At 40.5% G+C, this 25,480-nt stretch carries 23 protein-coding genes; 6 read left to right on the forward strand and 17 right to left on the reverse strand.

Translation table 11 applies throughout. The features are described from left to right. Positions 1-78: 78 nt before the first annotated feature. From pyrG to rlmD, 4 genes are all read right to left on the reverse strand, one after another. Positions 79-1,713, reverse strand: coding sequence for a CTP synthase (gene pyrG, locus AAEU30_RS20285; protein ID WP_087533782.1), 1,635 nt, complete (start codon positions 1,711-1,713; stop codon positions 79-81). Positions 1,714-1,873: 160 nt separating this feature from the next. Continuing rightward, positions 1,874-2,671, reverse strand: coding sequence for a nucleoside triphosphate pyrophosphohydrolase (gene mazG / locus AAEU30_RS20290; RefSeq protein ID WP_421962111.1), 798 nt, complete (start codon positions 2,669-2,671; stop codon positions 1,874-1,876). A gap of 7 nt (positions 2,672-2,678) precedes the next feature. Beyond that, positions 2,679-4,835 (reverse strand): GTP diphosphokinase, encoded by a 2,157-nt coding sequence (relA, locus tag AAEU30_RS20295; protein WP_421962112.1) that lies wholly within the window; start codon positions 4,833-4,835, stop codon positions 2,679-2,681. A gap of 8 nt (positions 4,836-4,843) precedes the next feature. Then, positions 4,844-6,169 carry a 23S rRNA (uracil(1939)-C(5))-methyltransferase RlmD gene (rlmD, locus tag AAEU30_RS20300; protein ID WP_421962113.1) on the reverse strand — a complete coding sequence of 442 codons (1,326 nt, stop codon included), beginning with the start codon at positions 6,167-6,169 and terminating at the stop codon, positions 4,844-4,846. A gap of 98 nt (positions 6,170-6,267) precedes the next feature. Between rlmD and barA the strand changes: the two genes are divergently transcribed. After that, positions 6,268-9,033 carry a two-component sensor histidine kinase BarA gene (barA, locus tag AAEU30_RS20305; RefSeq protein ID WP_421962114.1) on the forward strand — a complete coding sequence of 922 codons (2,766 nt, stop codon included), beginning with the start codon at positions 6,268-6,270 and terminating at the stop codon, positions 9,031-9,033. A gap of 21 nt (positions 9,034-9,054) precedes the next feature. Here the strand turns inward: barA and AAEU30_RS20310 are convergent, their stop codons facing one another. Next, positions 9,055-10,029, reverse strand: coding sequence for a hypothetical protein (locus AAEU30_RS20310; RefSeq protein ID WP_421962115.1), 975 nt, complete (start codon positions 10,027-10,029; stop codon positions 9,055-9,057). Between the two features lie 118 nt (positions 10,030-10,147). Between AAEU30_RS20310 and AAEU30_RS20315 the strand changes: the two genes are divergently transcribed. Further along, entirely contained in the window at positions 10,148-10,615 is a 468-nt protein-coding gene (locus AAEU30_RS20315) for a YcxB family protein (RefSeq protein WP_290209336.1), read from the forward strand. Positions 10,616-10,649: 34 nt separating this feature from the next. On the opposite strand, the gene csrA is transcribed toward AAEU30_RS20315, so the two are convergent. The 6 genes from csrA to AAEU30_RS20345 all read right to left on the reverse strand — a co-directional run bounded on the left by csrA (position 10,650) and on the right by AAEU30_RS20345 (position 16,725). Then, on the reverse strand, positions 10,650-10,841 hold the full coding sequence (gene csrA, locus AAEU30_RS20320) for a carbon storage regulator CsrA (protein ID WP_004587515.1): 192 nt from the start codon (positions 10,839-10,841) through the stop codon (positions 10,650-10,652). Positions 10,842-10,930: 89 nt separating this feature from the next. Beyond that, positions 10,931-12,148, reverse strand: coding sequence for an aspartate kinase (locus tag AAEU30_RS20325; RefSeq protein WP_421962116.1), 1,218 nt, complete (start codon positions 12,146-12,148; stop codon positions 10,931-10,933). 6 nt (positions 12,149-12,154) lie between these two features. Beyond that, a complete protein-coding gene (gene alaS, locus AAEU30_RS20330; protein WP_421962117.1) occupies positions 12,155-14,755 on the reverse strand; it encodes an alanine--tRNA ligase in 2,601 nt (866 codons plus the stop codon). Between the two features lie 21 nt (positions 14,756-14,776). After that, entirely contained in the window at positions 14,777-15,229 is a 453-nt protein-coding gene (locus AAEU30_RS20335) for a regulatory protein RecX (RefSeq protein WP_421962131.1), read from the reverse strand. An 8-nt stretch (positions 15,230-15,237) separates the two neighbouring features. Then, positions 15,238-16,023, reverse strand: coding sequence for a BPSS1780 family membrane protein (locus AAEU30_RS20340; protein ID WP_421962118.1), 786 nt, complete (start codon positions 16,021-16,023; stop codon positions 15,238-15,240). 78 nt (positions 16,024-16,101) lie between these two features. Beyond that, entirely contained in the window at positions 16,102-16,725 is a 624-nt protein-coding gene (locus AAEU30_RS20345; protein ID WP_421962119.1) for a GTP cyclohydrolase II, read from the reverse strand. Positions 16,726-16,994: 269 nt separating this feature from the next. On the opposite strand from AAEU30_RS20345, the gene AAEU30_RS20350 reads away from it, so the two are divergent. After that, complete coding sequence (locus AAEU30_RS20350) at positions 16,995-18,077, forward strand: energy transducer TonB (protein WP_421962120.1); 1,083 nt, start codon at positions 16,995-16,997, stop codon at positions 18,075-18,077. Between the two features lie 36 nt (positions 18,078-18,113). Here the strand turns inward: AAEU30_RS20350 and AAEU30_RS20355 are convergent, their stop codons facing one another. The 5 genes from AAEU30_RS20355 to AAEU30_RS20375 all read right to left on the reverse strand — a co-directional run bounded on the left by AAEU30_RS20355 (position 18,114) and on the right by AAEU30_RS20375 (position 21,637). Continuing rightward, positions 18,114-18,569, reverse strand: coding sequence for a low molecular weight protein-tyrosine-phosphatase (locus tag AAEU30_RS20355; RefSeq protein ID WP_421962121.1), 456 nt, complete (start codon positions 18,567-18,569; stop codon positions 18,114-18,116). 10 nt (positions 18,570-18,579) lie between these two features. Next, entirely contained in the window at positions 18,580-18,999 is a 420-nt protein-coding gene (locus tag AAEU30_RS20360) for a tetratricopeptide repeat protein (RefSeq protein WP_421962122.1), read from the reverse strand. 46 nt (positions 19,000-19,045) lie between these two features. Next, positions 19,046-19,261 carry a TIGR02450 family Trp-rich protein gene (locus AAEU30_RS20365; RefSeq protein ID WP_421962123.1) on the reverse strand — a complete coding sequence of 72 codons (216 nt, stop codon included), beginning with the start codon at positions 19,259-19,261 and terminating at the stop codon, positions 19,046-19,048. 63 nt (positions 19,262-19,324) lie between these two features. Then, complete coding sequence (locus AAEU30_RS20370) at positions 19,325-19,831, reverse strand: DUF3087 domain-containing protein (protein WP_421962124.1); 507 nt, start codon at positions 19,829-19,831, stop codon at positions 19,325-19,327. A gap of 63 nt (positions 19,832-19,894) precedes the next feature. Then, the gene (locus AAEU30_RS20375; protein ID WP_421962125.1) at positions 19,895-21,637 is read right to left on the reverse strand and encodes a potassium/proton antiporter; all 1,743 of its coding nucleotides are present in this window, start codon (positions 21,635-21,637) and stop codon (positions 19,895-19,897) included. A 197-nt stretch (positions 21,638-21,834) separates the two neighbouring features. On the opposite strand from AAEU30_RS20375, the gene AAEU30_RS20380 reads away from it, so the two are divergent. The 3 genes from AAEU30_RS20380 to AAEU30_RS20390 are packed head-to-tail and all read left to right on the forward strand — an operon-like array spanning position 21,835 to position 23,658. Next, the gene (locus AAEU30_RS20380; protein WP_421962126.1) at positions 21,835-22,473 is read left to right on the forward strand and encodes an energy transducer TonB; all 639 of its coding nucleotides are present in this window, start codon (positions 21,835-21,837) and stop codon (positions 22,471-22,473) included. 23 nt (positions 22,474-22,496) lie between these two features. Then, entirely contained in the window at positions 22,497-23,048 is a 552-nt protein-coding gene (locus AAEU30_RS20385) for an RNA polymerase sigma factor (RefSeq protein ID WP_421962127.1), read from the forward strand. Continuing rightward, positions 23,035-23,658: a hypothetical protein gene (locus tag AAEU30_RS20390; RefSeq protein ID WP_421962128.1), complete on the forward strand. Its 624-nt coding sequence runs from the start codon at positions 23,035-23,037 to the stop codon at positions 23,656-23,658. The genes AAEU30_RS20385 and AAEU30_RS20390 overlap by 14 nt, the downstream gene beginning before the upstream one ends. 150 nt (positions 23,659-23,808) lie before the next feature. On the opposite strand, the gene AAEU30_RS20395 is transcribed toward AAEU30_RS20390, so the two are convergent. Beyond that, entirely contained in the window at positions 23,809-24,588 is a 780-nt protein-coding gene (locus tag AAEU30_RS20395; protein ID WP_421962129.1) for a hypothetical protein, read from the reverse strand. Between the last annotated feature and the right edge of the window lie 892 nt (positions 24,589-25,480).

Genomic DNA, 25,480 nt, shown 5'->3' on the forward strand with positions numbered 1-25,480 from the left:
TTGTCGGCTTTATTAATTTTCCTTAATACCGCCGCTTTAAAAACAAATAAGCCGTGCATAGAGCACGGCTTATTCACATTACGATGACGTTTTTTGATGAGTGTATGCAGCTGCAACAAACCCTTCAAATAACGGGTGACCATCACGTGGTGTTGACGTGAATTCCGGGTGGAACTGCGCGGCAATAAACCAAGGGTGATCTTTATTCTCAATAATTTCGACTAGTTTTTTATCTTCAGATAAACCTGTGAAGCTTAAACCTGCTTTCTCAAGCTGTTCAACAAAGTTATTGTTCACTTCGTAACGGTGACGATGGCGTTCAACAATTTCATCACTGCCGTATACTTCACGTACTTTAGAACCTGGTGTTAAATGACATTTTTGAGCGCCTAAACGCATAGTGCCACCTAAGTCAGAACCTTCGTCACGTACTTCAATATTACCTTCAGCATCTTGCCACTCAGTAATTAAACCAACAACAGCATTCGCCGATTTTAGGTTAAACTCAGTCGAGTTAGCATCTTCAAGGCCTGCAACGTTACGTGCATACTCAATAAGCGCTACTTGCATACCTAAGCAAATACCAAGGTAAGGTACTTTGTTTTCACGGGCATATTTCGCCGCTAAAATCTTACCTTCAACACCACGACTACCAAAACCACCTGGTACTAAAATAGCATCAAGGTGAGACAGTAGCTCTGTGCCTTTGCTTTCAAGATCTTGTGAATCAACATATTCAATATTAACGGTTAAACGGTTTTTAAGACCTGCGTGTTTAAGCGCTTCGTTAACCGATTTGTATGCATCTGGTAATTCAATGTATTTACCTACCATACCAATAGTCACTTCACCCGTAGGGTTAGACTCTTGGTACAACACTTGTTCCCATTCAACTAAGTCAGCCTCAGGCGCTTCTAAGTGGAAACGACGACATACAAAATGATCAAGCTCTTGAGATTTTAATAGAGCTGGAATTTTATAAATGCTGTCTACATCTGGTAACGAAATAACGGCTTTTTCTTCAACGTTAGTGAAGAGTGCTATTTTAGCGCGCTCGTTATTTGGTAGTTTACGATCAGAACGACAAATAAGGATGTCTGGTTGAATACCAATTGAACGTAACTCTTTAACTGAGTGTTGTGTTGGTTTAGTTTTCACTTCACCTGCAGGGCCTAAGAACGGCACTAGCGTTAAGTGAATAAACAATGCGCGCTCGCGGCCAATTTCTGTGCCTAGCTGACGAATTGCTTCTAAGAACGGTTGTGACTCGATATCACCTACCGTCCCACCAATTTCAACGATTGCCACATCATGACCTTCAGCACCGTCATAAACACGTTGCTTAATATCGTTAGTAATATGTGGAATTACCTGAATAGTTGCACCAAGGTACTCACCACGACGCTCACGACGTAGTACATCTTCATATACACGGCCTTGTGTGAAGTTGTTACGGCTTGTCATTTTGGTGCGAATGAAACGCTCATAGTGACCTAAATCAAGGTCTGTTTCTGCACCGTCTTCGGTGACAAATACTTCACCGTGTTGAATTGGGCTCATTGTGCCTGGGTCAACGTTGATGTAAGGATCCAGCTTTAAAATGGTTACATTTAAACCACGGGCCTCTAAAATAGCTGCCAACGATGCTGCTGCAATACCTTTACCCAACGAAGAAACAACCCCGCCGGTAACGAAGATAAATTTTGTACTCATGCGAACCCTAGAATATCAGGAATTAAAAGGAATATAATACCCAAACAAGTGATTTTGGAATATGTTCAAGACGGGGCGAAATTATAGCAAAAGCCTTACTATCAATCCAGCAGAAATTAGCGATTGAACGCACAAAAAACAACCGCGTTAATTTCCTTATTTAAGCCTGCTTTTTAATTGCCTCCCACGCAGCATCCATTTCATCGAGTGTTGCCGTATCGAGCGATTGTCCTTTGGCTTGCAAATACACCTGAACTTTTTCAAACCGCGCCGAAAACTTATCATTTGCGCTACGAAGTAATTGTTCTGGGTCTCGTTTTATATGACGAGCGACATTCACAGTGGCAAATAATAGATCGCCGACCTCTTCTGCGCTATGTTCAGAATAAGGGTTAACCGCTAAGGCCTCTTTGACTTCATCAACTTCTTCAGCCACTTTATCAAGTGCGCCATGATAACTTGGCCAATCAAAACCGAGCCCTGCTACTCGTTGTTGAATCTTTTTTGCTTTACTGAGAGCTGGTAAATTAACGGGGATATCTTGCCAAAGTGACGCTTCGGTTGCAGTGCTTTTTTCTCTGCGTTCTTTTGCTTTAATGGCTTGCCATTGCTGGGCTACTTGCTCATCAGTTAAATTATCTTGCTTGGCAAAAACATGAGGGTGGCGTCTTGTTAACTTATCATTTAACCCTTTTACCACGTCATCAAAATCAAATAAGTTTTGCTCAGTTGCCAATTGTGCATAAAAAATCACTTGAAACAATAAATCACCGAGCTCTGTTTTGAGCTCTCTATAATCACCACGTTCAATACAATCTGCAACTTCATATGCTTCCTCTATGGTGTGCGGCACAATGGATTTAAAGTCTTGCTTAATATCCCATGGGCAACCCGTTTGTGGCTCACGCAGCTTTGCCATAATCGCGAGTAACTCTGGTAATGCGCTAGGTTTACTCATACCGCTTCTATTGACCTCGCTTTGCTTGATGAACGCCTTCAATTTGATCAAGCTTTGACAATAATCTGTTGGTGCCAGACAAGTCATGCACTTCAACTTGCATAGTGAATTTAGCTAATTGCCTGTCTTCAAGCGTTTCCATATTCATGTTCAACACATTTACTTTTTCATTCGCAAGCACAGAGCTGATATCGCGAATAAGGCCTGCTCTATCGCTCGCCTCTATTTTAATACTTAATGCATAAGAGCCATTTATTTCGTCTGACCAACTTACCGCTATGACCCGCTCAGGATGGTTATTTTTTAAATTACTAAATGAATCACAGTCACTGCGATGAACAGCAATACCTCTGCCTTGAGTGATATAGCCAATAATTTGTTCACCAGGAACTGGGCGGCAACATTTAGCTACATGGCTCATTAAGCTGCCTACGCCATCAACCACAATACCGTTTTTATCCCCACTCATTTTAGTTGGGTTTTTAAAACGAATAACGGGCTCATCATCTGTTCGCTCAGTAATTGAATTGAGCAGTTGATTCAAACGCACATCACCAGCACCAATTGCCACTAATAGATCATCAAGCTCCTTAAAGTTATAGCGGGAGATTGCAGGCTCTAACTCTTTATAAGTAAGCTCTAATTTTTGTAATGCTGTGTCTATGATCTCTTTACCTGCATTGAGGTTTTTATCGCGATCGAGTTGTTTAAACCAATGATGTATTTTAGCCCGCGCCCGTGATGACTTAATATAACCTAATGATGGATTTAGCCAGTCACGGCTTGGATTTGGTTGTTTTTGGGTGAGAATTTCAACTTGATCGCCCGTATTTAACTGATGTGTAAACGGCACTATTTTGCCAAATACTTTTGCACCTATACAGCGATGCCCTACATTTGAGTGAATATAGTAAGCAAAATCAAGCGGTGTTGCGCCAAGTGGTAAGTCAAAAATATCGCCCCGTGGAGTAAATACATACACACGGTCTTCAACCACTTGGTTTTTAAGTTCGTCAGCTAAATCACTGCCATCAACCACTTCTTCTTGCCATTGTAGTAATTTACGTAACCAGCTGATCTTTTGCTCGTAACCAGAGCCACGCCCTGGTAATGCGCCTTCTTTATACATCCAGTGTGCAGCTACACCTAGCTCTGCATCTTGATGCATCGCGTGAGTACGAATTTGTATTTCAACTGTTTTACCCTCAGGGCCAAACACTACGGTGTGAATAGATTGGTAGCCATTTTGTTTTGGCGTTGCAACGTAGTCATCAAATTCTTTATTTAGGTGACGCCAATTCGTATGCACAATACCCAGGGCACCGTAGCAGTCCTGCAATTCATCAACCACAATACGCATGGCACGAATATCGAAAAGTTGGTCAAACTCATAATTCTTTTGCGCCATCTTTTTATAGATGCTGTATATGTGTTTTGGTCGACCATATACTTCTGCTTGAATACCCACTTGTTCAAGTTTGGTTTTAACTTGCTCAACCATATCGGCCATGTACGCTTCACGGCCTAAGCGTTTATCGTCTAATTGTTTTGCAATATTTTTATAAAGATCAGGATGAAGGTAGCGAAACGAAAGATCTTCTAGCTCCCACTTTAATTGGCCTATCCCTAATCGATTTGCCAGAGGGGCAAAGATATCGGCGGTTTCTTTAGCGGCTATAACACGTTCTTCTTCACTGGCATTTTTTAGCTCACGCAAGTGACATACTTGCTCTGCGAGCTTAATAACCACGGCTCTGACATCTTCAACCATGGCTAATAACATCCGACGAATATTATCAACTTGAACAGTACCATTACCTTGATGAGCTAATGTGCTAATGGTAGCCATTTGAGCCACACCTGTTAGTAACGTTGCAACATGTTCTCCCATGACCTCAGTTACGGTATCTATTGAAACTAAATCAGCTAAAAAATAAGGGGTTATATAAGCAGTTGCCAAAGTATCAGCATCAAGGTTCATTTCCACCAAAATTTCGACCATTTCCATCGCCATTATTTGGTGCTGCTGATCTGGTAAAGCGGCACATAAACTGTTTGCTTTAACAAGTAGCTCACGTTTTTCTTGCGTTACTGCAAGTACTTCTAGCCGCGTACTAAAGTCTACCGGCTTAGCTTGTTGGTGTGATTGCCTAGTCGCTACCATGTTGCGCTCTACCTCCGTTGAAATAACGCCATTGTTTCAATATGCCCAGTGTGCGGAAACATATTCATTAGCCCTATTTTTTCAAGTGAAAATCCTGCTTGCGATATAATTGCACTGTCACGGGCTAAAGTAACAGGGTCGCAAGAGACATATAAAATCGTTTTAAATTGCTTCAGCGGCAGTTGTTCCAAAATAGCCATAGCACCAGTACGAGAAGGGTCTAATAGCAAAACATCTAACGCTTTACTAAACCACGGTGCTTGCTCTATTGATTGAGTTAAATCAAAGCAATGAAATTGCGCATTCGCTATTTGGTTAGTTTGCGCATTTTGGCTAGCCATTGCAACCGCCGATGACACTCCTTCGACACCAATCACATTTTTTGCACATTTAGCCACCACCAAAGAGAAGTTGCCAATCCCGCAAAACAAGTCAAGGACCTGTTCGTCTCCATTTAAGCTAAGCCAGTCAATAGCTTGAGTTAACATAGCTTGATTAACCTTAGCATTAACTTGAATAAAATTACTTAAACCAAACTCAAATTTTAAGTCCTGCTCAGGCAGCTGATAAAACGGCGTTGCTAGGTGCTCATGTGCAATGATATTACTTTGGTCTTGAAAAATTATTTGCCACTGTAAAGTTGCACCCAGTTCAATAATTGTGTGCTTGAGAGATTCACTAATAGCTTTAGTATGGCGCAAAATAACAAAGTTTTGCTCATCTGCTTGGCACAATTGAATATGGCTCACACTGCGTAATTCATGATAGGTATTTAAATGCGTATCAAATTGGTTAAAAACATCATCAAAAACGCTGCTTAACACCGGGCATTTATTAATGCTAATTATGTGCTTTGAACCTTGTGCTCTATAACCTACACGCATTTTTTTAGCGCTTTTGTCATACATTACGGCCAATCGAGCACTACGCCGATAATGCTTTGACTCACTTAATAAAGGTGATTGCCACGCCATATCGTCTAGTTTTGCAAATTTAGCAAACAACTGACTCACAGCAACTTGTTTTTCAACCAACTGCTGATCCAACCGTAAATGCTGTAACTGACAACCACCACATTGATGATAATGCTCACAAAAAGGCTCGACTCTGGCATCACTCGCTTGTACTACTTTGAGTGTTTTTGCCACGCTATAACGCGCTTTATCCTCTGTTAACTGAGCTTTGACGACTTCGTTACTTAATGCACCACTGACAAAACACACTTTATTTTTGTGTTTGGCTATTCCTCGTCCTTGGTGATCCATGCCTGTGATGGTCAATGGCACTGTTTGCCCTGATAGGGTCTTTTTTTTAGCTTGAAAAAACTGCGCCATCAGGCAACACCTTACATATTGATTTAGCGGGCAAGATTGATTACTCGCTTATAAGTATATACTCTTAGATAACTAAAAATGATAACAACGTTTATTCTATGACTAAACTCGGTTTGCGTGACTCAGTTTTAACACTCACATTGATCCCCACCGTATTGATCGGATTATTACTCGGCGGTTATTTTACAATAAATCGTTACTTTGAGCTTGATGAAATATTATATCAGCAAGGGACAACTATTTCCGAGCCTTTATCTATCGCAATTGAGCAGCCTTTATTAGTAAAAAATAAGCAACTGCTCAATAGACTGATCAGCCATACTCATAACAAACACTCTCCTGCTATAAAAACTATCGCTATTTTTGATGTAAATGCACAGCTCGTTCTGACTAGTAATTATCATCGTGATTTTGACGACCTTATGCTTAGCGAACATCTGAGCACTAATAAAACAACTAAAGTGGTGCAAAGTAGTGACTTTATCACTTTTTACACGCCAATCATAAATCACTCAACACCAGAAGCACACTGGAATGATACTGCATTTCAAACATCCATAGGCACAGTGATTGTTCAATTAAATAAAGACCAAGCGATTATTGGCCAGCAACAAGCACTATTAGTCAGCGGCATAGTGATTATTTTTGCATTATTGTTAGCGGTTATTTTGGCAATACGTTTGAGTAGAATGTTCATGACTCCACTCAATAAGTTAGTACTTGCAACCGATAAGCTTACTGAAGGTAAAAGAGATACTGGCTTGAATACTCCAATGATGGGAGAATTTGAACTACTACGCCAAGGTTTAAATACCATTTCAGATACCATGGTGATGCAAAAAGACGAAATGCAAAAGCACATCGACCAAGCCACCAGCGACTTGCGTGAATCGCTAGAAATGTACGAAACACAAAATATCCAGCTCAATATTGCAAAAACAGACGCGCAAGATGCGAACCGAGTTAAATCTGACTTTTTAGCCAAAATGAGTCATGAATTACGTACTCCGCTTAATGGTGTTATTGGTTTTACTCGTCAACTACATAAAACGCCACTGAATAAGCACCAAAAAGATTACCTCGATACCATTGAGCTTTCAGCCAATAGCTTGATGACCATTATCAGTGATATTTTAGACTTTTCTAAACTTGAAGCAGGTGCTATGGAGCTTGAATCTATCCAGTTTCAGCTGCGAGATAACATCAATGAAGTGCTAACACTTCTCGCGCCAAGTGCTGATGAAAAGCAGCTTGAGTTATCTATTTATATCAATTCACAAGTTCCCGACAACATTACCGGCGATCCTACTCGTTTTAAACAAGTACTTATTAACCTCATTAGTAACGCGATTAAGTTTACTGAGAAAGGCGCTATTAAAATCGACGTAGGGCATCGTTTATTAGATGAAGAGCGCACCTCTATTTTAGTATCTATAACAGATACCGGTGTGGGCATCCCTATGGATAAACAAGATGCCTTATTTACACCATTTGGCCAAGCAGACTCCAGTATTACCCGTAAGTTTGGTGGCACCGGACTGGGCCTAATTATTACCAAACACATCGTTGAAGCGATGGGTGGGCGTATTACGTTAAATTCAGCACCAGGCCATGGTACATGCTTTACTTTTAACGGTGTATTTAATTTACCAAGCCATGGTTATAACAGTGACTTACCAAGTAAATCGCTTGCTAATAAGCGTATCTTATACCTTGAACCACACGAGCACACCCACCATGCCGTATTATCATTATTAAACGAATGGGATACTCAGGTTACAGGGTGTTTTAATGAAGAGTGCTTTTTAGAAGAAATTAATAAAGACTTTAATTACGATATTTGTATTATTGGCCATGTAGCTTCAGTTGATGAAATGCAGCGACTAAAAAGCTACATAAAAGCAGCACGCAATTCCACTGATTACCTTTACTTAATGCTCAACACCGTCTCTCATAGTATGCGTGAAGCATATATTGGTAGCGGCGCTGATGCCTGTTTAAGTAAACCGTTAAACCACCGTAAATTATGTGAAGTACTGGCAGCGCCTTATCGCCTTGATCACCCGGTGCACAACATTGAAGAAAATGACGAGAAGCTACTACCACTAAAGGTATTAGTGGTTGATGACAACGACGCCAATTTAAAACTCATTTGTACTTTACTTGAAGAACAAATCGAAATAATTGATACCGCTCATAATGGTTCTCAAGCATATAGCCTAAGTAAAAGCCATAAATACGATATTATTTTTATGGACATTCAAATGCCGATTATGGATGGTATTACTGCATGTAAACTCATTCGTGAATCATCTTTAAATGAAGATACACCTATTATAGCCGTAACCGCGCATGCTCTGGCAGGTGAAAAAGAGCAGTTAATAAAAGACGGCTTTAAAGGTTATTTAACCAAGCCAATTGATGAAGACATGCTAAAACAGATCATTAGTGATCACAGCCCTAAGTCACCACTTAAACGCGATAAAAGCCGCCAAGAACAAACCCACTATGAACCACCGTTCAACAGCAGTTCGCTTGACTGGTCATTAGCGCTACAACGTGCTGGCGGCAAACATGAGCTTGCGCTTGAAATGCTCAATATGTTGCTATTAAGCGTACCAGAGACTTTACGTTTACTAGACGAGGCGATACAAAGTCAAGATTGTGAACATGTGCTAAGTATCATTCATAAGTTTCATGGCGCATGTTGTTACACTGGTGTTCCTAAACTGAAAAATTTAGCTGAAGCTTTAGAAACAGCTTTGAAAAGTGATTGCGAACTAAGCCATATCGAACCTGAGTTATTTGAGCTACAAGATGAACTTGAAAACTTGATAAAAGATGCAGGAATGGCGGATGATTAAGTATACCCAATCAACCTTAGTTTAACGGCATTCCCGCGTTAATGGTTTGCCAGTTTTTAAGCTGCTTATTTGCCAGCGAAGCTGTCCTTCATTAGGTGTTATACGTACTCGGGTTATATCACTTACCATATAATCACCGGGTGCGTTTAATCGTGTTAAGTGCTCACTGATCGATTGCTGGCAATAAGGCCCTGTATCACCATGAATAACCAACACCGGCTTTTTAACCGACTCCGCAAAGTCGGCTATTGCTTCACGGTATACTTTAAAGCCATCACAATTATCGACTACTGACTCACTGCAAGCGGGTTGCTCAGTGCCATGCGTATAAATATCTGCCTGAAAACCAATAACGTACCCTTTAGCATCAGGGTTGGCAGCGGATAACCATTCAAGGTTTAATTTATCCCGTTGCACTGCTGCCTCATTGGCCTTTAGCCTATCTGTCATCAATATTTGCCTTCGACCATTGTGAGTGCCAGCTATATGCAAGGTTTTAAATTCAACCCCTGCAAACTGCCAACGTGCGTTTTCCTTCATATTTACTTGTGTTTTATACTCAGTTAATCGCTCTGCTTGTTGTTGATACTCTTGTGTGTACATTATGGTTTTAATAAATGCCAATCTTTCGAGCTCATCATAACGCGGACTTAAATTGGCGCGGTCGCAATCTGTCCACTCATTATCTCCTGGGGTATAAATGAAGGATTGCTCAGTAAGGTTTCGAAGTAGTTGTTTATTTTGTTTAAGTAGCTCATCTGTACACGGCTGCGAGCCGGCTTTGATATCACCTAGGTGCATTAAGAATCCATGAGGTGTATCTTTTAATTTTTGACCTAATACTCCGCCTTCACGCAAATTATCGGTGTCTATTGGGGTGTAAGGCATATCGGCAATAACTAAAAAGTCAGTGCTAGATGCAGGGGTTACCATTAACTCATTATTCGATAAAGCCCCAATAGATAAAGCCAAGGTCATACTTACAGTTATGAACATACATACTCCTTTAAATAAACAATACTATTAAACCATCTTATAATGACAGCTAAAAGAAACGGCTTTTTATATTTAGTCTTGTTAAAATACGGCAACTGATAAAAGAAATAGCCAAATTATGCAATTTACCACCAGCTACACGCTTGATAAGCCCTACTTCTACGAATGTTTCGACGAGTCACTGCCTTACAGTGCGCAGGCCAAACCTAAATATGCTTTTTTAGTACTTTTAATTAGCTTAGGGTTAATTTCGATTTATGCGCTAGAGCAACATTACCTAGGTAACTTTATGATTATGGCTGCTGTTCTTGAATGCGTTGCTTTTTATTACCGTAGACCTTGGTGGGTCACAAGGCAAATGTTCAGTCGTGCATCTGGTTCAAAGGCAAAGTTAACAATCGACGAGCAAGGCTTTAGCAGTGAAAATCCACATAAAAGCTATCAAATAAAATGGCAGCAAATCGATGAGGTCATTTTTACACCTCGTGGTATTTTGCTTAAGAGTAAACAAGGGATGCAATACATATCTAATAGTGTGTTGAGTGATGAAGCAATAAACTACATACAAAAAAGAGCCGCTAAATAGCGGCTCTTTTATATCAATTCAATTGATTCGTTGATTAAGCATTACCCGGATTAGGGTTAGACTTTTCAGCTTGAATACGCATGTAAATCTCTTCACGATGAACCGAAACGTCTTTAGGTGCATTTACACCGATACGTACCTGATTTCCTTTAACACCTAGTACTGTGACAGTTACTTCGTCACCAATCATTAGGGTTTCACCTACTCGACGAGTTAGTATTAGCATTCTCTTGCTCCCATATTCCAATAAATTAAAAGATTCCGCGTTCGTATCTTAAAGAAAATAAATCTTAAAAGTAAGTAAAAACTCTATTTCTATTCATTTTCTGTTAAAAAAACTCTGTGTAATGCACGAACAGCTAGCTCTAAATATTTTTCGTCAATCAAAACTGATATTTTTATCTCAGATGTTGATACTAACAACACTTTAATATTTTCTTGAGCAAGTGCATCAAAAAATAAACTTGCCACACCTGAGTGTGACTTCATACCTGCACCAACAGCTGATACCTTTGCAACAGTATCACAACCAGAAATTTCGGTACTACTAATAATATGGTGGTTGTTTTGTAATACTTCAAGCGCTTGTTCAAAATCATTGCTGTGTACAGTAAAAGCATAGTCTATTTTTTCAAAGTTATGATTAACTTGATTAATCATATCTATTTCGATGCCATTATCTGCAAAAAGTTTCAAAATAGTAGCTAAATATTGTGTTCCCGTAGGCACACTTCTAACCTGAATTAAACTTTCATCACGGTTAAAGGCGATTCCGGAGACTACATTGTTTTTCATATCGGTTTGCTCAAAGCTTATCAAGGTACCTTGATCTGGGTTAAAACTAGATAATACGCGAATAGGTAGATTATATTTTCCCGCGGCTTCAACACAGCGAATATGCAGTACTTTCGCACCTAAGCTTGCCATTTCTAGCATTTCTTCAAAGGTTACATGACTCATTCGCCGAGCTTTAGGTTCAATACGCGGGTCAGTGGTGTATACGCCATCAACGTCAGTATAAATTTGACACTCGTCTGCGCCAATAGCACCGGCAATTTCAACTGCTGAGGTGTCAGTACCGCCACGCCCTAATGTGGTGATATTCCCCTCAACATCACGTCCTTGAAAGCCTGCAATGATCGCAATACGGTTATGCTCAAGCTCTTGTTTCAAACGGGTAGCAGCAACATCTGTAATTCGCGCTTTACCAAACATGTTATCTGTTTGAATATTTACTTGGTCGGCCAGTAAACTCACAGCAGAATGGCCACGCTTGATTATCGCCATCGCAAGCAAAGCAACTGAGACTTGCTCACCGGTGGTTAATAATACATCGAGTTCACGGCTGCTCGGGCGAGCATCGATTTGTTTGGCAAGATTAATAAGGCGGTTGGTCTCCCCTGACATTGCAGAGAGTACCACTACCACTTGGTGTCCTTGTTGCTTATTTTTAACAACAAGGTCGGCGACAGCTTCAATACGCTCAATAGAGCCTACCGAAGTGCCACCAAACTTTTGAACTATAAGTGCCACTTAAGCTTATACGCGCTCAGTTAACCATGGCGTTACACTATCAAGTGCAGTGCTTAAGTTCTCAGGTTGTGAACCACCTGCTTGCGCCATATCAGGACGACCGCCGCCTTTACCACCGACTTGTGAAGCCATGTGATTTACCAGCTCACCAGCTTTAACTTTACCCGTTAAGTCTTTAGTAACACCTGCAATAAGGCTTACTTTAGCACCATCTGCAACACCTAACGCAATGACGCCTGAGCCGATCTTGTTTTTCAGGTCATCAACCATGCCACGTAAGGCTTTTGATTCAGTCCCTTCAACATTAGCAACAAGCAGTTTAACGCCGTTAATCTCAACCACAGAGTCTAGTAATGATGCGCCAGCTGCACTGGCTAGTTTATCGTTAAGCTGTGCAATTTGCTTTTCAAGGCCTTTTGACTTTTCAAGTAAAGCCGTTACTTTTTCAAGTACTGAAGCACTGTCACCTTTAACGAGTGCGGCAACATCGTTTAAGTGTTGCTCTTGCTCGCTCACATAAGCGACTGCATCGGCGCCGGTGACGGCTTCAATACGACGAACACCCGCTGCAATACCACTCTCTGATACAATTTTAAATAAACCGATATCGCCAGCACGCTTAACGTGAGTACCACCACATAGTTCAATTGAGTAATCACCAATTGTTACTACGCGTACTTCGTCATCGTATTTTTCACCAAACAAGGCCATTGCACCTTTTGCTTTAGCATCATCAATCGCCATAAGCTCAGTGTTAAGAGCAAAGTTACGACGAATTTCGTCATTCACTACGCGCTCTATTTCACGAAGCTCATCTTTAGTAACCGCTTCAAAGTGCGAGAAGTCAAAACGTAAACGCTCAGGGTCAACTAAAGAGCCTTTTTGCGATACATGATCACCCAGTAATTGACGTAGTGCTTCATGCAAGATGTGCGTGGCTGTATGGTTCTTCTTAACGCGCTCACGGCGTGCATCATCAATTGTTGCTTCAACCTTATCATTCACACCAATACGGCCCATGACTGTACCGTGGTGAGCAAATGCATTACCTAACTTTGTTGTGTTAGTAACGCTAAATTCGCCGCCGGCAACAACAAGTGTACCTGTGTCACCAATTTGGCCGCCTGATTCTGCATAAAACGGCGTACGGTCAAGTACGACAATGCCTTGTTGGCCATCTTCAAGTACAGAAACAGATTCACCTTGAGCAAACATTTCAATCACTGTGCCACTGTAATGCGTTGCATCGTAGCCTTTAAAGTCAGTGTGTTTATCAGATTTTAATTGCTGGTTGTAATCAGCACCAAACTTGCCTGCTTGCTGCGCAGTTTTACGCTGCACATCCATACACTCTTGGAAGCCTTTCTCGTCAATCGTCATAAAACGTTCGCGGGCAACATCAGCGGTTAAATCAGCTGGGAAACCATAGGTATCGTAGAGTTTAAATACTAATTCACCAGGAATTACATCACCGCTCAGGTTAGTTAAGCTATCTTCTAAAATAGCTAAGCCTCGCTCAAGCGTTTTACCAAACTGCTCTTCTTCAATACGTAATACTTTTTCAATAATTTCTTGCTGCTTAGCAAGCTCCGGGTATGCTTGACCCATTTGCTCAATTAACGCGGCAACTAATTTATAGAAAAACGCGCCTTGTGCGCCTAGCTTATTACCATGGCGAACTGCACGACGAATGATACGGCGTAGCACATAACCACGACCTTCATTTGATGGCATAACACCATCAGAAATCAAAAACGCACATGAACGAATATGATCCGCCACTACACGTAGAGACTTGTCATCCATATCTTGCGCATTGGTCACTTCGGCAGCGGCTTTAATCAAGCCTTGGAATAAATCGATTTCGTAATTTGAATGCACGCCTTGTAAAATAGCGGCAATACGTTCAAGTCCCATACCGGTATCGACAGACTGCTTTGGTAATGGCTCCATAGTGCCGTCGCTTTGACGGTTATATTGCATAAATACCAAGTTCCAAATCTCGATGAAACGGTCACCATCTTCTTCAGGTGAGCCAGGAGGACCACCCCAGATTTCTTCACCATGATCGTAGAATATTTCAGAGCAGGGGCCACACGGACCCGTATCACCCATTGACCAGAAGTTATCTGCAGTATCAATACGGATGATACGCTCGCTTGGTAAGCCGATATCTTTTGACCAATAATCAAACGCTTCTTCATCAGTGTGATAAATAGTCACGAGTAGCTTTTCTTGCGGAAGTTTCACAACTTCAGTTAAGAACTGCCACGCAAACTTTATTGCGTCTTGTTTGAAGTAATCACCAAAACTAAAGTTACCTAACATTTCAAAAAATGTGTGGTGACGTGCGGTATAACCGACGTTTTCTAAATCATTATGCTTACCACCGGCACGCACACAACGCTGTGAGCTGGTTGCACGGTTGTAAGGGCGGCTTTCTGCGCCTAGGAAAACATCTTTAAATTGCACCATACCGGCATTATTAAATAATAACGTCGCGTCGTTACCCGGAATAAGCGAGCTTGATGGAACAATTTGGTGTTGATTAGCGGCAAAAAAGTCTAAAAACTGTTGCCTGATCTGTGCGGTAGTCATGTGCTGCATTTGAAAGTCTCACCCATTTTTTTACTGTGCTTGCATTGCAAAATCTATTTGTTCGTAACTGAACCCTCGATACATTAAATAGCGCGTACGTTTGGCTTTTTCTTTGTAGTCGAAATCGTTCTGTGCATTTGAATACTTTTTTAAATACGCTTCCTGCGCCAGTTGAAACCAGTCTATTTCCATTGTTTCAACAATTGTGCTGAGCAAGGCTCTATCAATTCCTTTTCCCATGGCTTCGTTTTGTATACGCTTTAGGCCATGTTTTTTAGCAACTTGACGGCGAACAAACCCTTCAACATATCGCTGTTCATTGATAAAATTGTGCTCTTCACACCAATTCAGTAAATCATCGATAAATTCGGGTGTTGCCTCTTTTTGCTGTAGTTTTTGAGTTAACTCGCGGCGCGAATATTCTTGGCGACCAAGTAACCACAATACATAATTTTTTAGCTTTTTTTTAAGTGCTTCATCCATTTGCGTCATTAAGCGTCAAAACGCCCTGTATCGTTATTTTGCGGCTCAGCAGGCGCGCTCTCGGCCGGAGGAACAACAGGCATAAAAATAGCCTGATATGAAACAAAAAAACTAATGTAGCAAATTGGCATTAAAACCAACAGCGGTAAGAAGGTTAAAAACGCAGATATAACCATAAACACCGCACAAATAGCGCCATATACGCTCAATGGCGCCATATTATGATAAAACACCAGTAATGAGCTTTTCAGTACTTCAAAAATACGTTTTTGTTGATTAAAATAAACCAGTGGTACCGCATAGGCAAACGCCGTTAGGTAAAATGAAACGGCTAATAAAAACAACACTAAATTGGCCATCGAGATACTCTCAATCACCTGTTGTAATGCAATATTAGGATCAACATTCGGGTCGCTCATAATAGCCACAGCCTCACCAAACAAGCCATTTGCTAACAACGCCATTAAAACGCCCGCTGCCATTTGATAAAGCGCTAAGCGTAGCAATCCAATACGGTTACCTTTGGCTGAGAAAGGCTTGAGAATATCTGCCAACATAATTTTTCCGCCTTGCTGCTTGGTTAGCACGGCTTGATAAAATCCAGCAGTTAAAAACGGGGTTGCTAGGGCTGCAATAATTTGTAGAAATGGCAAAAATAACGACAGCAAACCCACTACACCAATAAATAAATGCATAAAAATAAACGTCAGTGGCTGGGTTTTAAATATAAGCCAACCGGCTTTAAACCACTTAACCCCTGCTTCGGCTTTAAATACTCGTAACTCGATTGACATATATGCTCTTAAATTAACAACAAAACACGCCGAGTATAACTCGGCGCTTAATGGGATTACAGAGGCGGCACTGCAAAACTATGGTTTTTTAATCTTCTTTATATCTAACATATGCGCGCCGTGTTTAATTTTGGTTTCGAGGTAAGACTTATTACCAGCAACACCCGCTTTAATGTGGGCGTGAGTACCAATCACCGATTCAACTTCAATACCGGCATCTTTTAAAGCATTTAGCTTTTTAGGATTATTGGTCATCAATTTAACGTGAGTCAAATCCATTGCCTCTAGCATTAAAACAGCATCAGAAAAATCACGTAAATCATCAGCAAAACCTAAATGGTTATTTGCTTCATAGGTGTTCATACCTTGCGACTGCAACACGTAAGCATCGATTTTATTATACAAACCAATACCACGTCCCTCTTGGCGAAGGTAGAGTAATATTCCGCCTTGTTCATGCATCATTTCAATGCACTCATTGAGTTGCTCACCACAATCACAGCGCGATGAATGAAATACATCACCTGTTAAGCACTCTGAGTGCATGCGAATAAGCGGCACAGGTTGTTTGCTATCGGCACTGTTAAATACCAAAGCAACATGCTCCTGACCATCATTTAAGCCGCTAAAGGAAATAATTTCTGCGGGTATATCACTGTTTTTGCCAACGTTTAGTTGGACTCTAGCTCTTACTTGCGCCACGACAAATCCAAATTTATAAAGTAAATGCGATACTGCAAATGTGATAATGTAAATCTAAGACCATCACAAAATAGCATTAATGAAGTTCATCGCAATAAGTGGTAACTATATTGAGGCTGTTACCTGCAATTCAAGTATTATACCCGAACCACCTCAAGATACGAGTTTCAAAAGACGTTTCCTCCAATTTTGCTTTTATAACATATTACTCAATGACAATATCGTACCCATTTGATAGTCTTAGCTTCCTAACAATAATAGGGATTATTATGAAAGCACCTGCATTAATACTGTGCTTAAGCCTCGCTTATAGCGGTTACGTATCAGCTGATGAAAATTTAAATGAGCAATTTAAATCAGCCTACCAAGGTTATTTAGCTGCACAACAAGCCGCGGACGATGCCTTACCTTTCGCAGAGCAAGCCTATATTTTGGGCCAAAAAGTTTACGGCCTGCAATCAGACAACACTGCAAATCTAGCTGTTAATTACGCTAACGAAATAGCCAATACCAATACAGAATTAAAAGCTAAGCGTTACCAACTCTTCAACACCGCTTATGAAATTTTACTAAACAATCATAGTATAGAAAGTTTAGAACTTGTTGACTCTTTATCAGGCATGGCCAATAGCGCTTCTTCAGCAAATAAAGCTGCTGATTTATACGAGCAAGTTATAGAGCTACTAGATAAGCAAGCGTTACCTAAACTTGCAGCGGACTTAAAACTTAGCGCCGCAAAAGACTTGGCTTATAACTACCGAGATAGTAAATACCTAACAGCACGCAAATATTTAGAGCAAGCAGATGAATACTATAGTAAAAATTTACCCGAAAACTCAATTGAACGCGTAAAAGCAGACTTCTTAGTGGCGGCATTTGCACAAGGGAAAAAGCGCTACAGCACAGCAATCGAACGACTAAACCGTGTAGTCAGTGTATTTGATAAAGAGCTCAGCTTTGATCACCAAGCAGAGCTTTCTGCGCACTCAAAACTTGTCTACCTTTATGAGAAACAAGGCCAAAGTGACGAAGCCACTAAACACTGTATCGCCATTGCTAAAATGGTGCCTTGGAAAGAAGACCAAGAACAAACTCCCCTTTACCGCGAACCTCCCGAGTACCCAATGAACAAAGCAAAACAAAGACGAGACGGTTACGTTCAGATGCGCTTTGACGTGAGTAAAACAGGCTTTGTTGAAAATATTGAAGTAATTAAATCTAAAGGCGGAGCAGCCTTTGAAAGAGAAGCAGTTAAGGCCATTGAAAAATGGCGCTACGCGCCTAAGTTTGAAAATGGCCAAGCTGTGGTTGCAACTTCTAAAGTGCAACTTGATTTTAAAATAGGGAGCTAACCAGCCTAACCTTATCAAATGTAGCCCTTTATTGGGCTACGCTTGTAAACTCGCAAGTAGCACATCGCTTGCATCTTCGATCAAATCGAGCACCTGCTCAAAGCCATTATCGCCACCGTAATAAGGGTCTGGGATCTGATCAACATCATTGGCGCTATAACTCAAGAACAGGGTTAATTTATAGTGTAAATGCGCAGGACAAAGTGCTTTTAGATCTGCTAGATTCTGCTTATCTGCAGCCAGGATTAGATCAAAGTATTCAAAATCCCTCAGCTCAACTTGTCGTGCACGGATCCCTTTGAATGAATAACCTCGCTTTAAAGCCGCCGCTTGAGAGCGTTCATCAGGAGGGTTACCACAGTGATAAGCAGCCGTCCCTGCGGAGTCGACCTCAAGCTCAACATTCTTTTGCAATGCCTTAGCGCGTAAAACGGCCTCTCCTGTTGGGGAGCGACAAATATTACCCAAACATACTACAAGTACTTTTTTCATCGTTACCAACTTAGTTTTGTAAATCAGCTAACAGAGTATCAATTTCGGCTTTAAGTTCTTTATCGGCAATTTTATTTGCACTGACCTTGGCACTTTCCAACGCGATAATTGCCTCATCTATCTGCCCTAATTCAACGTGCATTGTGGCTAATGAATAGCTTATTGATGACATGTAATCTTTAGCATTAATAGCGGTCGCTTTTACTAACGCCTTTTCATAGAGTGTGATTGCATCAGCAAATTCATCGGTAAAATCAGCGAGTGTTTCCCACTGCACAGGGTGATCTTTAGGCGTATTTTCATTATCAGTACACAATGTAGCTAGCTGCTTGTAAAGCATATCAAATCGCTTTTGATCTTTTCTTTGCGCTGCTTCTACCAGTTCACCGGCTAAATTAAGCACCACTTTGTAAAGCTTAGTATTCATCATATTATTAACGCCTTTTAGAATAAGTGTTTAATAATAACATAACTCATTACTTCCAACCCTGTAACCAGCTATTTTGATCTTTTAATTGATGCCAATCGATAACCTGCGTACGTTTAGACATAAGCGCTTCTATCTCACAATGGATAACATGGCCTTCTTCATCAAATTCAATATCCGTTATCATGAAATGTTTGTCTTTATTGATAGGAGATACCGCTGTCCATTTACTGTTGAGCAATTTTTTGGGGGTTATTTTATTCATGTTCAGCACTATAAACGTATTTTAATTTAATTAAACATACGCTTATAGCGTTAATTGAGTTCATTAATATTGTTTTAGAATTGCTTCATCGTAATCATCTGCGTTTAACGTTAAGTTAAACTTCTCAGCAACACTATCTAGCTCAGCTTGTTTAATAGCTAATTCATCCATAGTGATAGTATTATCATCAAGCTGCCACAACAAGCGCGACCCTGCGTAACTATAATGAATAGCGAGTAATGCATTCGCATCGCCTTCGCGCCCAGCGGCTTTAAGCTTCGCCATTTTACGGGTAATTTTATTGAGCGCTTGTTTAAGCTCCCACACGTACACTACTTCGGTCATGCAGTCGTGTTTGCGGTATTTGTTAAGTAAAAAGGCAATAGCAACACTCGTCACCACAACACCCAATAAATTCCAATGAAAGTGGCTGCCACTTTCATCCGGAAACAACGCAATCAAAGTTTGCGAAATAGCTAAACTACCACCCGCTAACGCTAAACCACAGCCAATAATGACGCGGTTCAAGTGCTTACGATAACGAGCTTTATCAATTTGAATAAGTTGCATAACTGCCTAGTAAAATAAGAATAAAAATAACGAACCATTGTGTGAGTTTTTAGTACCTGTGGGCTAATTAACCATAATTTCTTTACTCTTATCATTTATATATTTTAAGCCAATAGTCACAATGCGCTTATTAACCATAGTGATCACACGCAGATGCACATTATTTATCACCAACGTAGCCCCTTTACGCAGAGGCTGATCTAACTTCTCGTTAATTAATTCTTCTAAACTTAGATTTTCGGGCGCATCTATTTTCATATTATACGAGTAATAAATGTCACCGACTAAAGTGACTCCCTTAACACGAAGTTCATTCTTTGTTAGATGATTATCATCTTGGTGCGTTTCATCTGTTGCTGCAAAAACTAAATCTACAAACGCCCTATTTTTAGGCTTTAAAACCACAAAGAGATGATCTTGCGATTTTAATGTCGTTGAGCCTCTTGGTGGAATTGTTGATGTACCTCGGGTAATCATCGCAACTACAACACTCTCAGGTAGTGCAGCTCTTGATAAGCGCCGTCCTACAACTCGCGACTCATCACTGAGGGTATATTCTACAATCTCAATATCTATCTCATTAAGAGCGGTAATTTCAAGCTTTGCTGCGGCATGTAATGGCGGCGGCTCAACCAAACCTAATTTTTTAGCAATCCATGGCATCGTTGCACCTTGCAATGTTGCCGATATAAGCACCACGAAAAACACCACATTAAAGATAAGCTCAGCACCCGGTAAACCAAATAGTAAAGGGAAAATAGCCAAAATAATTGGCACTGAACCACGTAGCCCCACCCACGAAACAAAAACGGTTTCTTTATTACTGAAGCCAAATAACTTTAAAATAGGTGCCACAGCAAGAGGACGAGCGATAAAAATAAGCGCTAATGCAATGAGTAGTCCTTCTAACCACACATCAACTAATGACGAAGGGTTAATCAGTAAACCTAACACCACAAACATCGTTATTTGACCCAGCCACGCTAAGCCATCGTGAAACAGAAAAATACCACGCTTGTATACAAATTCGCTATTACCTATGATAACACCGGTTATAAATACAGCTAAAAAGCCACTACCGCCCAACGAGGCTGATAAACCAAATGACAACAAACCAAATGCAGTCACCATCACTAAATACAAACCCGACGTATTGAGCTTAATTGTGTTTATCAGCCACATAGCCAACTTACCAATGAGCACACCACACAATGCCCCTATGCCCATTTGTTGAACAAACAAGAGTAATAATCCTGCGCCAAACTTCATTTCATTGACTAAAACTTCAAGCAAGCCAATGGTTAAAAAGATAGCCATAGGATCATTGGATGCACTTTCGATTTCCAGTGTCGATTTAAGCTTTTTATTTAAATGGATACCCGCACTTCGTAGTAGCGCAAAAACGGCTGCGGCATCGGTTGAGCCAACAATAGCCCCTAATAAAACGCCTTGTAATACAGGTAATTGAAGAATATATGTAGCTACTAGGCCGGTAATCACCGCAGTAAAAAATACCCCAACGGTTGCCAGCGCTGATGCAGGTTTCCAAACTTTTTTAATAGAACCTATCGGTGTTTGCAGCCCCCCATCAAACAAAATAATCGCCAGAGCTAACGTACCGAGTGCATGCGCTGCCTCGGCATTATCAAATGAAATACCGGCAATGCCATCTTCCCCTGCGAGCATGCCAACAAGTAAAAACAAAACGAGTACAGGTAGACCAACTCGAGCAGATAACTTACTCGAAATAACCCCCAATAAAATTAATACGGCACTGACAAGAATTATATTATCGATTACAAACATATTTGGAATTTATACCTTGTATAAACATAAATGAAAGACGACTAAAGCCTTATAACTTTAACATAAAATACAACAACCTAATAAAATAGCGATGTTAAAATTTAAATAAATCAGCAAAAGCTATAAAAAATATCACCCCTTTTTAATTTATCACACGTTTTACTAATCACTATGTTCTTAATTACAAAGGCTCGCTTATGCAAACATTAGATTTTCCACACACTAACCCAACATTAAAAACATCAACCGCAATTATTGGTGGTGCAGCCATGACGTTTGCCGCATTCGCTTTTATGCAATACTTAATCAGTGGTGAGCAACGCGCCACAAATTTAAACACTAAAGATATTATAGTAGAAATATTTCAAGTACCTGAAGATACCAAAGTGCAACAAAAGCAAACACTACCGCCGCCACCAAAAATGCAAACACCGCCAAAGGTACCGCCCCGTAACCCGCCTAGCACTGATACCAATGTAATCACAACAGCAATTACACCCAATATTAGTATTGGTAAAATAGGTGGAGATATTAAAACACACCTACAACAACCCACAGGTGAAGCAACACCCATTGTGCGAATTAACCCTAAATACCCGACAATTGCAGCACGTGAAGGCATTGAAGGTTGGGTACAATTAAGCTTTAATGTATCACCAAGTGGTGAAGTTATTGATGCGCAAGTAACTGACTCTGAACCAAAACATATTTTTGACCGCGAAGCACTGCGAGCAATCAAGCGTTGGAAATACCGCCCTAAAGTGATTGATGGCGTAGCACAACTACAAACTGGTCAAAGTGTGCAGCTTGACTTTAAATTAGATCAAAACCAGTAGCGCGAATACATACTAGGGTGCCTATGCTTACAAGTTTAAAATCATGGTTTATTAGTCAGCCAAGTGATGATTACTTAGCTGACTATGCAAAAAGTGGCGACACACGTCACTTAACTAAGCTCGTCACCTTGTTCGGTAACGACTTATATCATTATTTAGTGACGCAAAGTAATGAGCAACTCGCCTTTGATATTAGCCAGCAAACGTGGTTAAAAGTGATGGAAAAACGCCATCACTATCAAGGTCAAAACAACCCTAAAGCCTGGCTATTTCGCTTAGCTCGCAATGCGTTAATTGATGAATACCGCAAACAACAGCGTTTTGTAGAGCTTGAAGAGAGCACTGCAATGACAGCCGCTCAAACAGAGCCAAGTTTTGACTATGACAGCTTTAACCGTGCTTTAATGCAACTAAGCTTTGTGCAACGTGAAGCCCTCACTCTACAACAAGAAGGCTTTTCGCTTGACGACATACAACATATTACCCAAAGCAATCATGAAACCGTAAAAACACGGCTACGTTATGCAAAACAAAATTTAAAAATCATACTAGGAGCTGACAATGACCAAGCATAACGAGCAGTTTGAACACCAACTTGAACAACATTTTAGCGAGCGTAAAAAACGCCATACCCTCAGCTCAGAGCAACGTGCCACATTAACGCAGCTCTCAGATAGCGCTCCAAACAAAAAGCCCACCCGCTTTTTACTACCCCTACAAATGACCGGCCTCGCCTGTGCGTTAGTCGTGCTGGGCTTTACCGTTTTTAACACCACAGATAACAATCCCGAGCAACAAAGCACACTTAACACGTATGCCGTACAGCAAAGTAAGTATCACTTTATTGAAGTTCATCAAGTCGATAATGCGGGCAGTTATTCAAGTGAAATTACCCGTAAAAAACAACAACTCGACAACAAGCTCGCCGCCGACCTGCGCCTACATCAACAGCGCTATATTGAATACGGCCAATTAGTTAACGTTGATGATGACTGGTACATCGCCAGCTGCCACAGCGAAATGCTCATTCAGATAAAAAACTCATTATTGGATAATTTAAACACCAAACACGCCATCGAAAGCGGCATCACCATGGGCGACATGCTCGCCATGGCACACAACAGCCAAGGCCAAATTATTGCTTTAAAACATGCTGGAGGTGGGGTAAAGGTGTGTAGGGGGTGATCACTTGCTTTATGTCACTTTGTAAAAATCTCAGTGTTAGTGAGTATATTACTGAGAATACATGCTCAGATAAATAGGGCTATGTAGCAAAGTATTTGCTCCTATTCTTATTTTGGGTTGGACAGCAAGAATAAAACAAGCATAGGTGTCTTATTTATTTGTTCTGTCTGAGCTGGAGCATTGCTTTAGGAAACTATTTTTCCATTCTTGAAACGCTTTCTTACTATCTTCAGTTTCTATTCTTATATTTCTTGGGGGTGGTGAAGTCCATCCATGTTTACGAGGTGTTAAAGTACCATCAGGGTATACCAACTTGTATTCAAATGGAGGAGAAGCCAATCTTAATTCACTATAACTTTCAACTGCGCTCTTGCTTAAAGCTACAATGTTGTCAGAGCTAAAATCCCATACAACTAAATTCTCACCAACATTGCTAATAATATGACCACACATAATATGATGTCGATTTTTAATTATAATCTTGTATTTGGCTAACTCAATTTTAGATGAAATAGATTTTACGTGATAATTATAAGTAACGTATGCCGCTAACATTAAAATCATAATTGATAGAGCATTTACAAAAAGTAGATTGGGTTCTTCTTCACACTCATTTTTCCTGTCACTATAGATAATCCTCTTGGCACGCACTTTTCTTTTTAATACATAAGAAATATCTTTTGTCGCTTTAAACATTAATAGGGTCAACAGAATGAGTATTAATGAAAAAGGAAGGCCACTAGATACTATAGTAAAGTTATAGATATCTATATTTGATAAATAATCAAAAGCAAAAACATCCCAACTATTAAAGTAAATAATTGTCCAAAAATAGCAAAAAATACTGTAAGCAAAGAAGGTAATCGTAGTTACAACCCCCCAGTTTTTAGAAGCTAAATTTATAAATTTTATACTTTTATTATCTTTCATCAAAACAATTCAAATTGATTTCATGTCAATAGCTTACCTAAGGCTTTTATCGCGGTCAAACTCAGTTCAATCCTCTAGATTAAAGAGAACCAAAGTACCAGCGCTTTGCATTTTGCCGAGACCAAATACCAACCTCACGTTTAACACCCTTCCCCCATCATCACGCCCTGAAAATAAGTAATTGATGAGTAATATCGCGCATGGATGCGCGATAAGCCGTGACTTCGCCAAGGGTGAAAAGCGTAGCTTTGAACGAGAGGCCACGGATGGCCGAACTGGGGGGCGTACATGGATGTGAAAGTTGGCGAATACACGGCGTTTACGTTCACATCAATTGATTATTTGAAGGAAATAGCGTGATGCTCGGGTGGCGCTGGGTGACGAGTGACCGAAACGAAGTTTCGCAGCACGAGGAAGTGAAAGCATGGATGCTGACAGGAACCCAGCTTCAAGGATGAATTGCTTGCAGCAGAATCAATTTGAAAACCGATCGCCCCTTGGTTGCTGCCAGCAATCTGGCAAAAAACCTTGAATAAGGTTTCTAATGTAGGTCGCGGATTTATCCCGACAATATGTGAGAAAAAGTTAGCAAGTTAGCAAGTTAGCAAGTTAGCAAGTTAGCAAGTTAGCAAGTTAGCAAGTTAGCAAGTTAGCAAGTTAGCAAGTTAGCAAGTTAGCATAAAAAACCATCAGCCAAGATGATGCAACTTTTTGGGCTAAAGCCCAACCTACGAGTTAAAGAAGCTAGGCTATAGAAAGTGACTAGGTGCTTATATGGACTCCCTAAGTAAATCAACAAAAACTATCTTTAAAACAAGTATAGATGCGCGCTTATATACGGGCTTTATTGAGGAGCTACCTCGCCCTAAAATGTATTCGCACCAATAGGCAA

Source organism: Pseudoalteromonas mucoides, from assembly GCF_049257175.1.
In the GTDB taxonomy this organism is placed as follows: domain Bacteria; phylum Pseudomonadota; class Gammaproteobacteria; order Enterobacterales; family Alteromonadaceae; genus Pseudoalteromonas.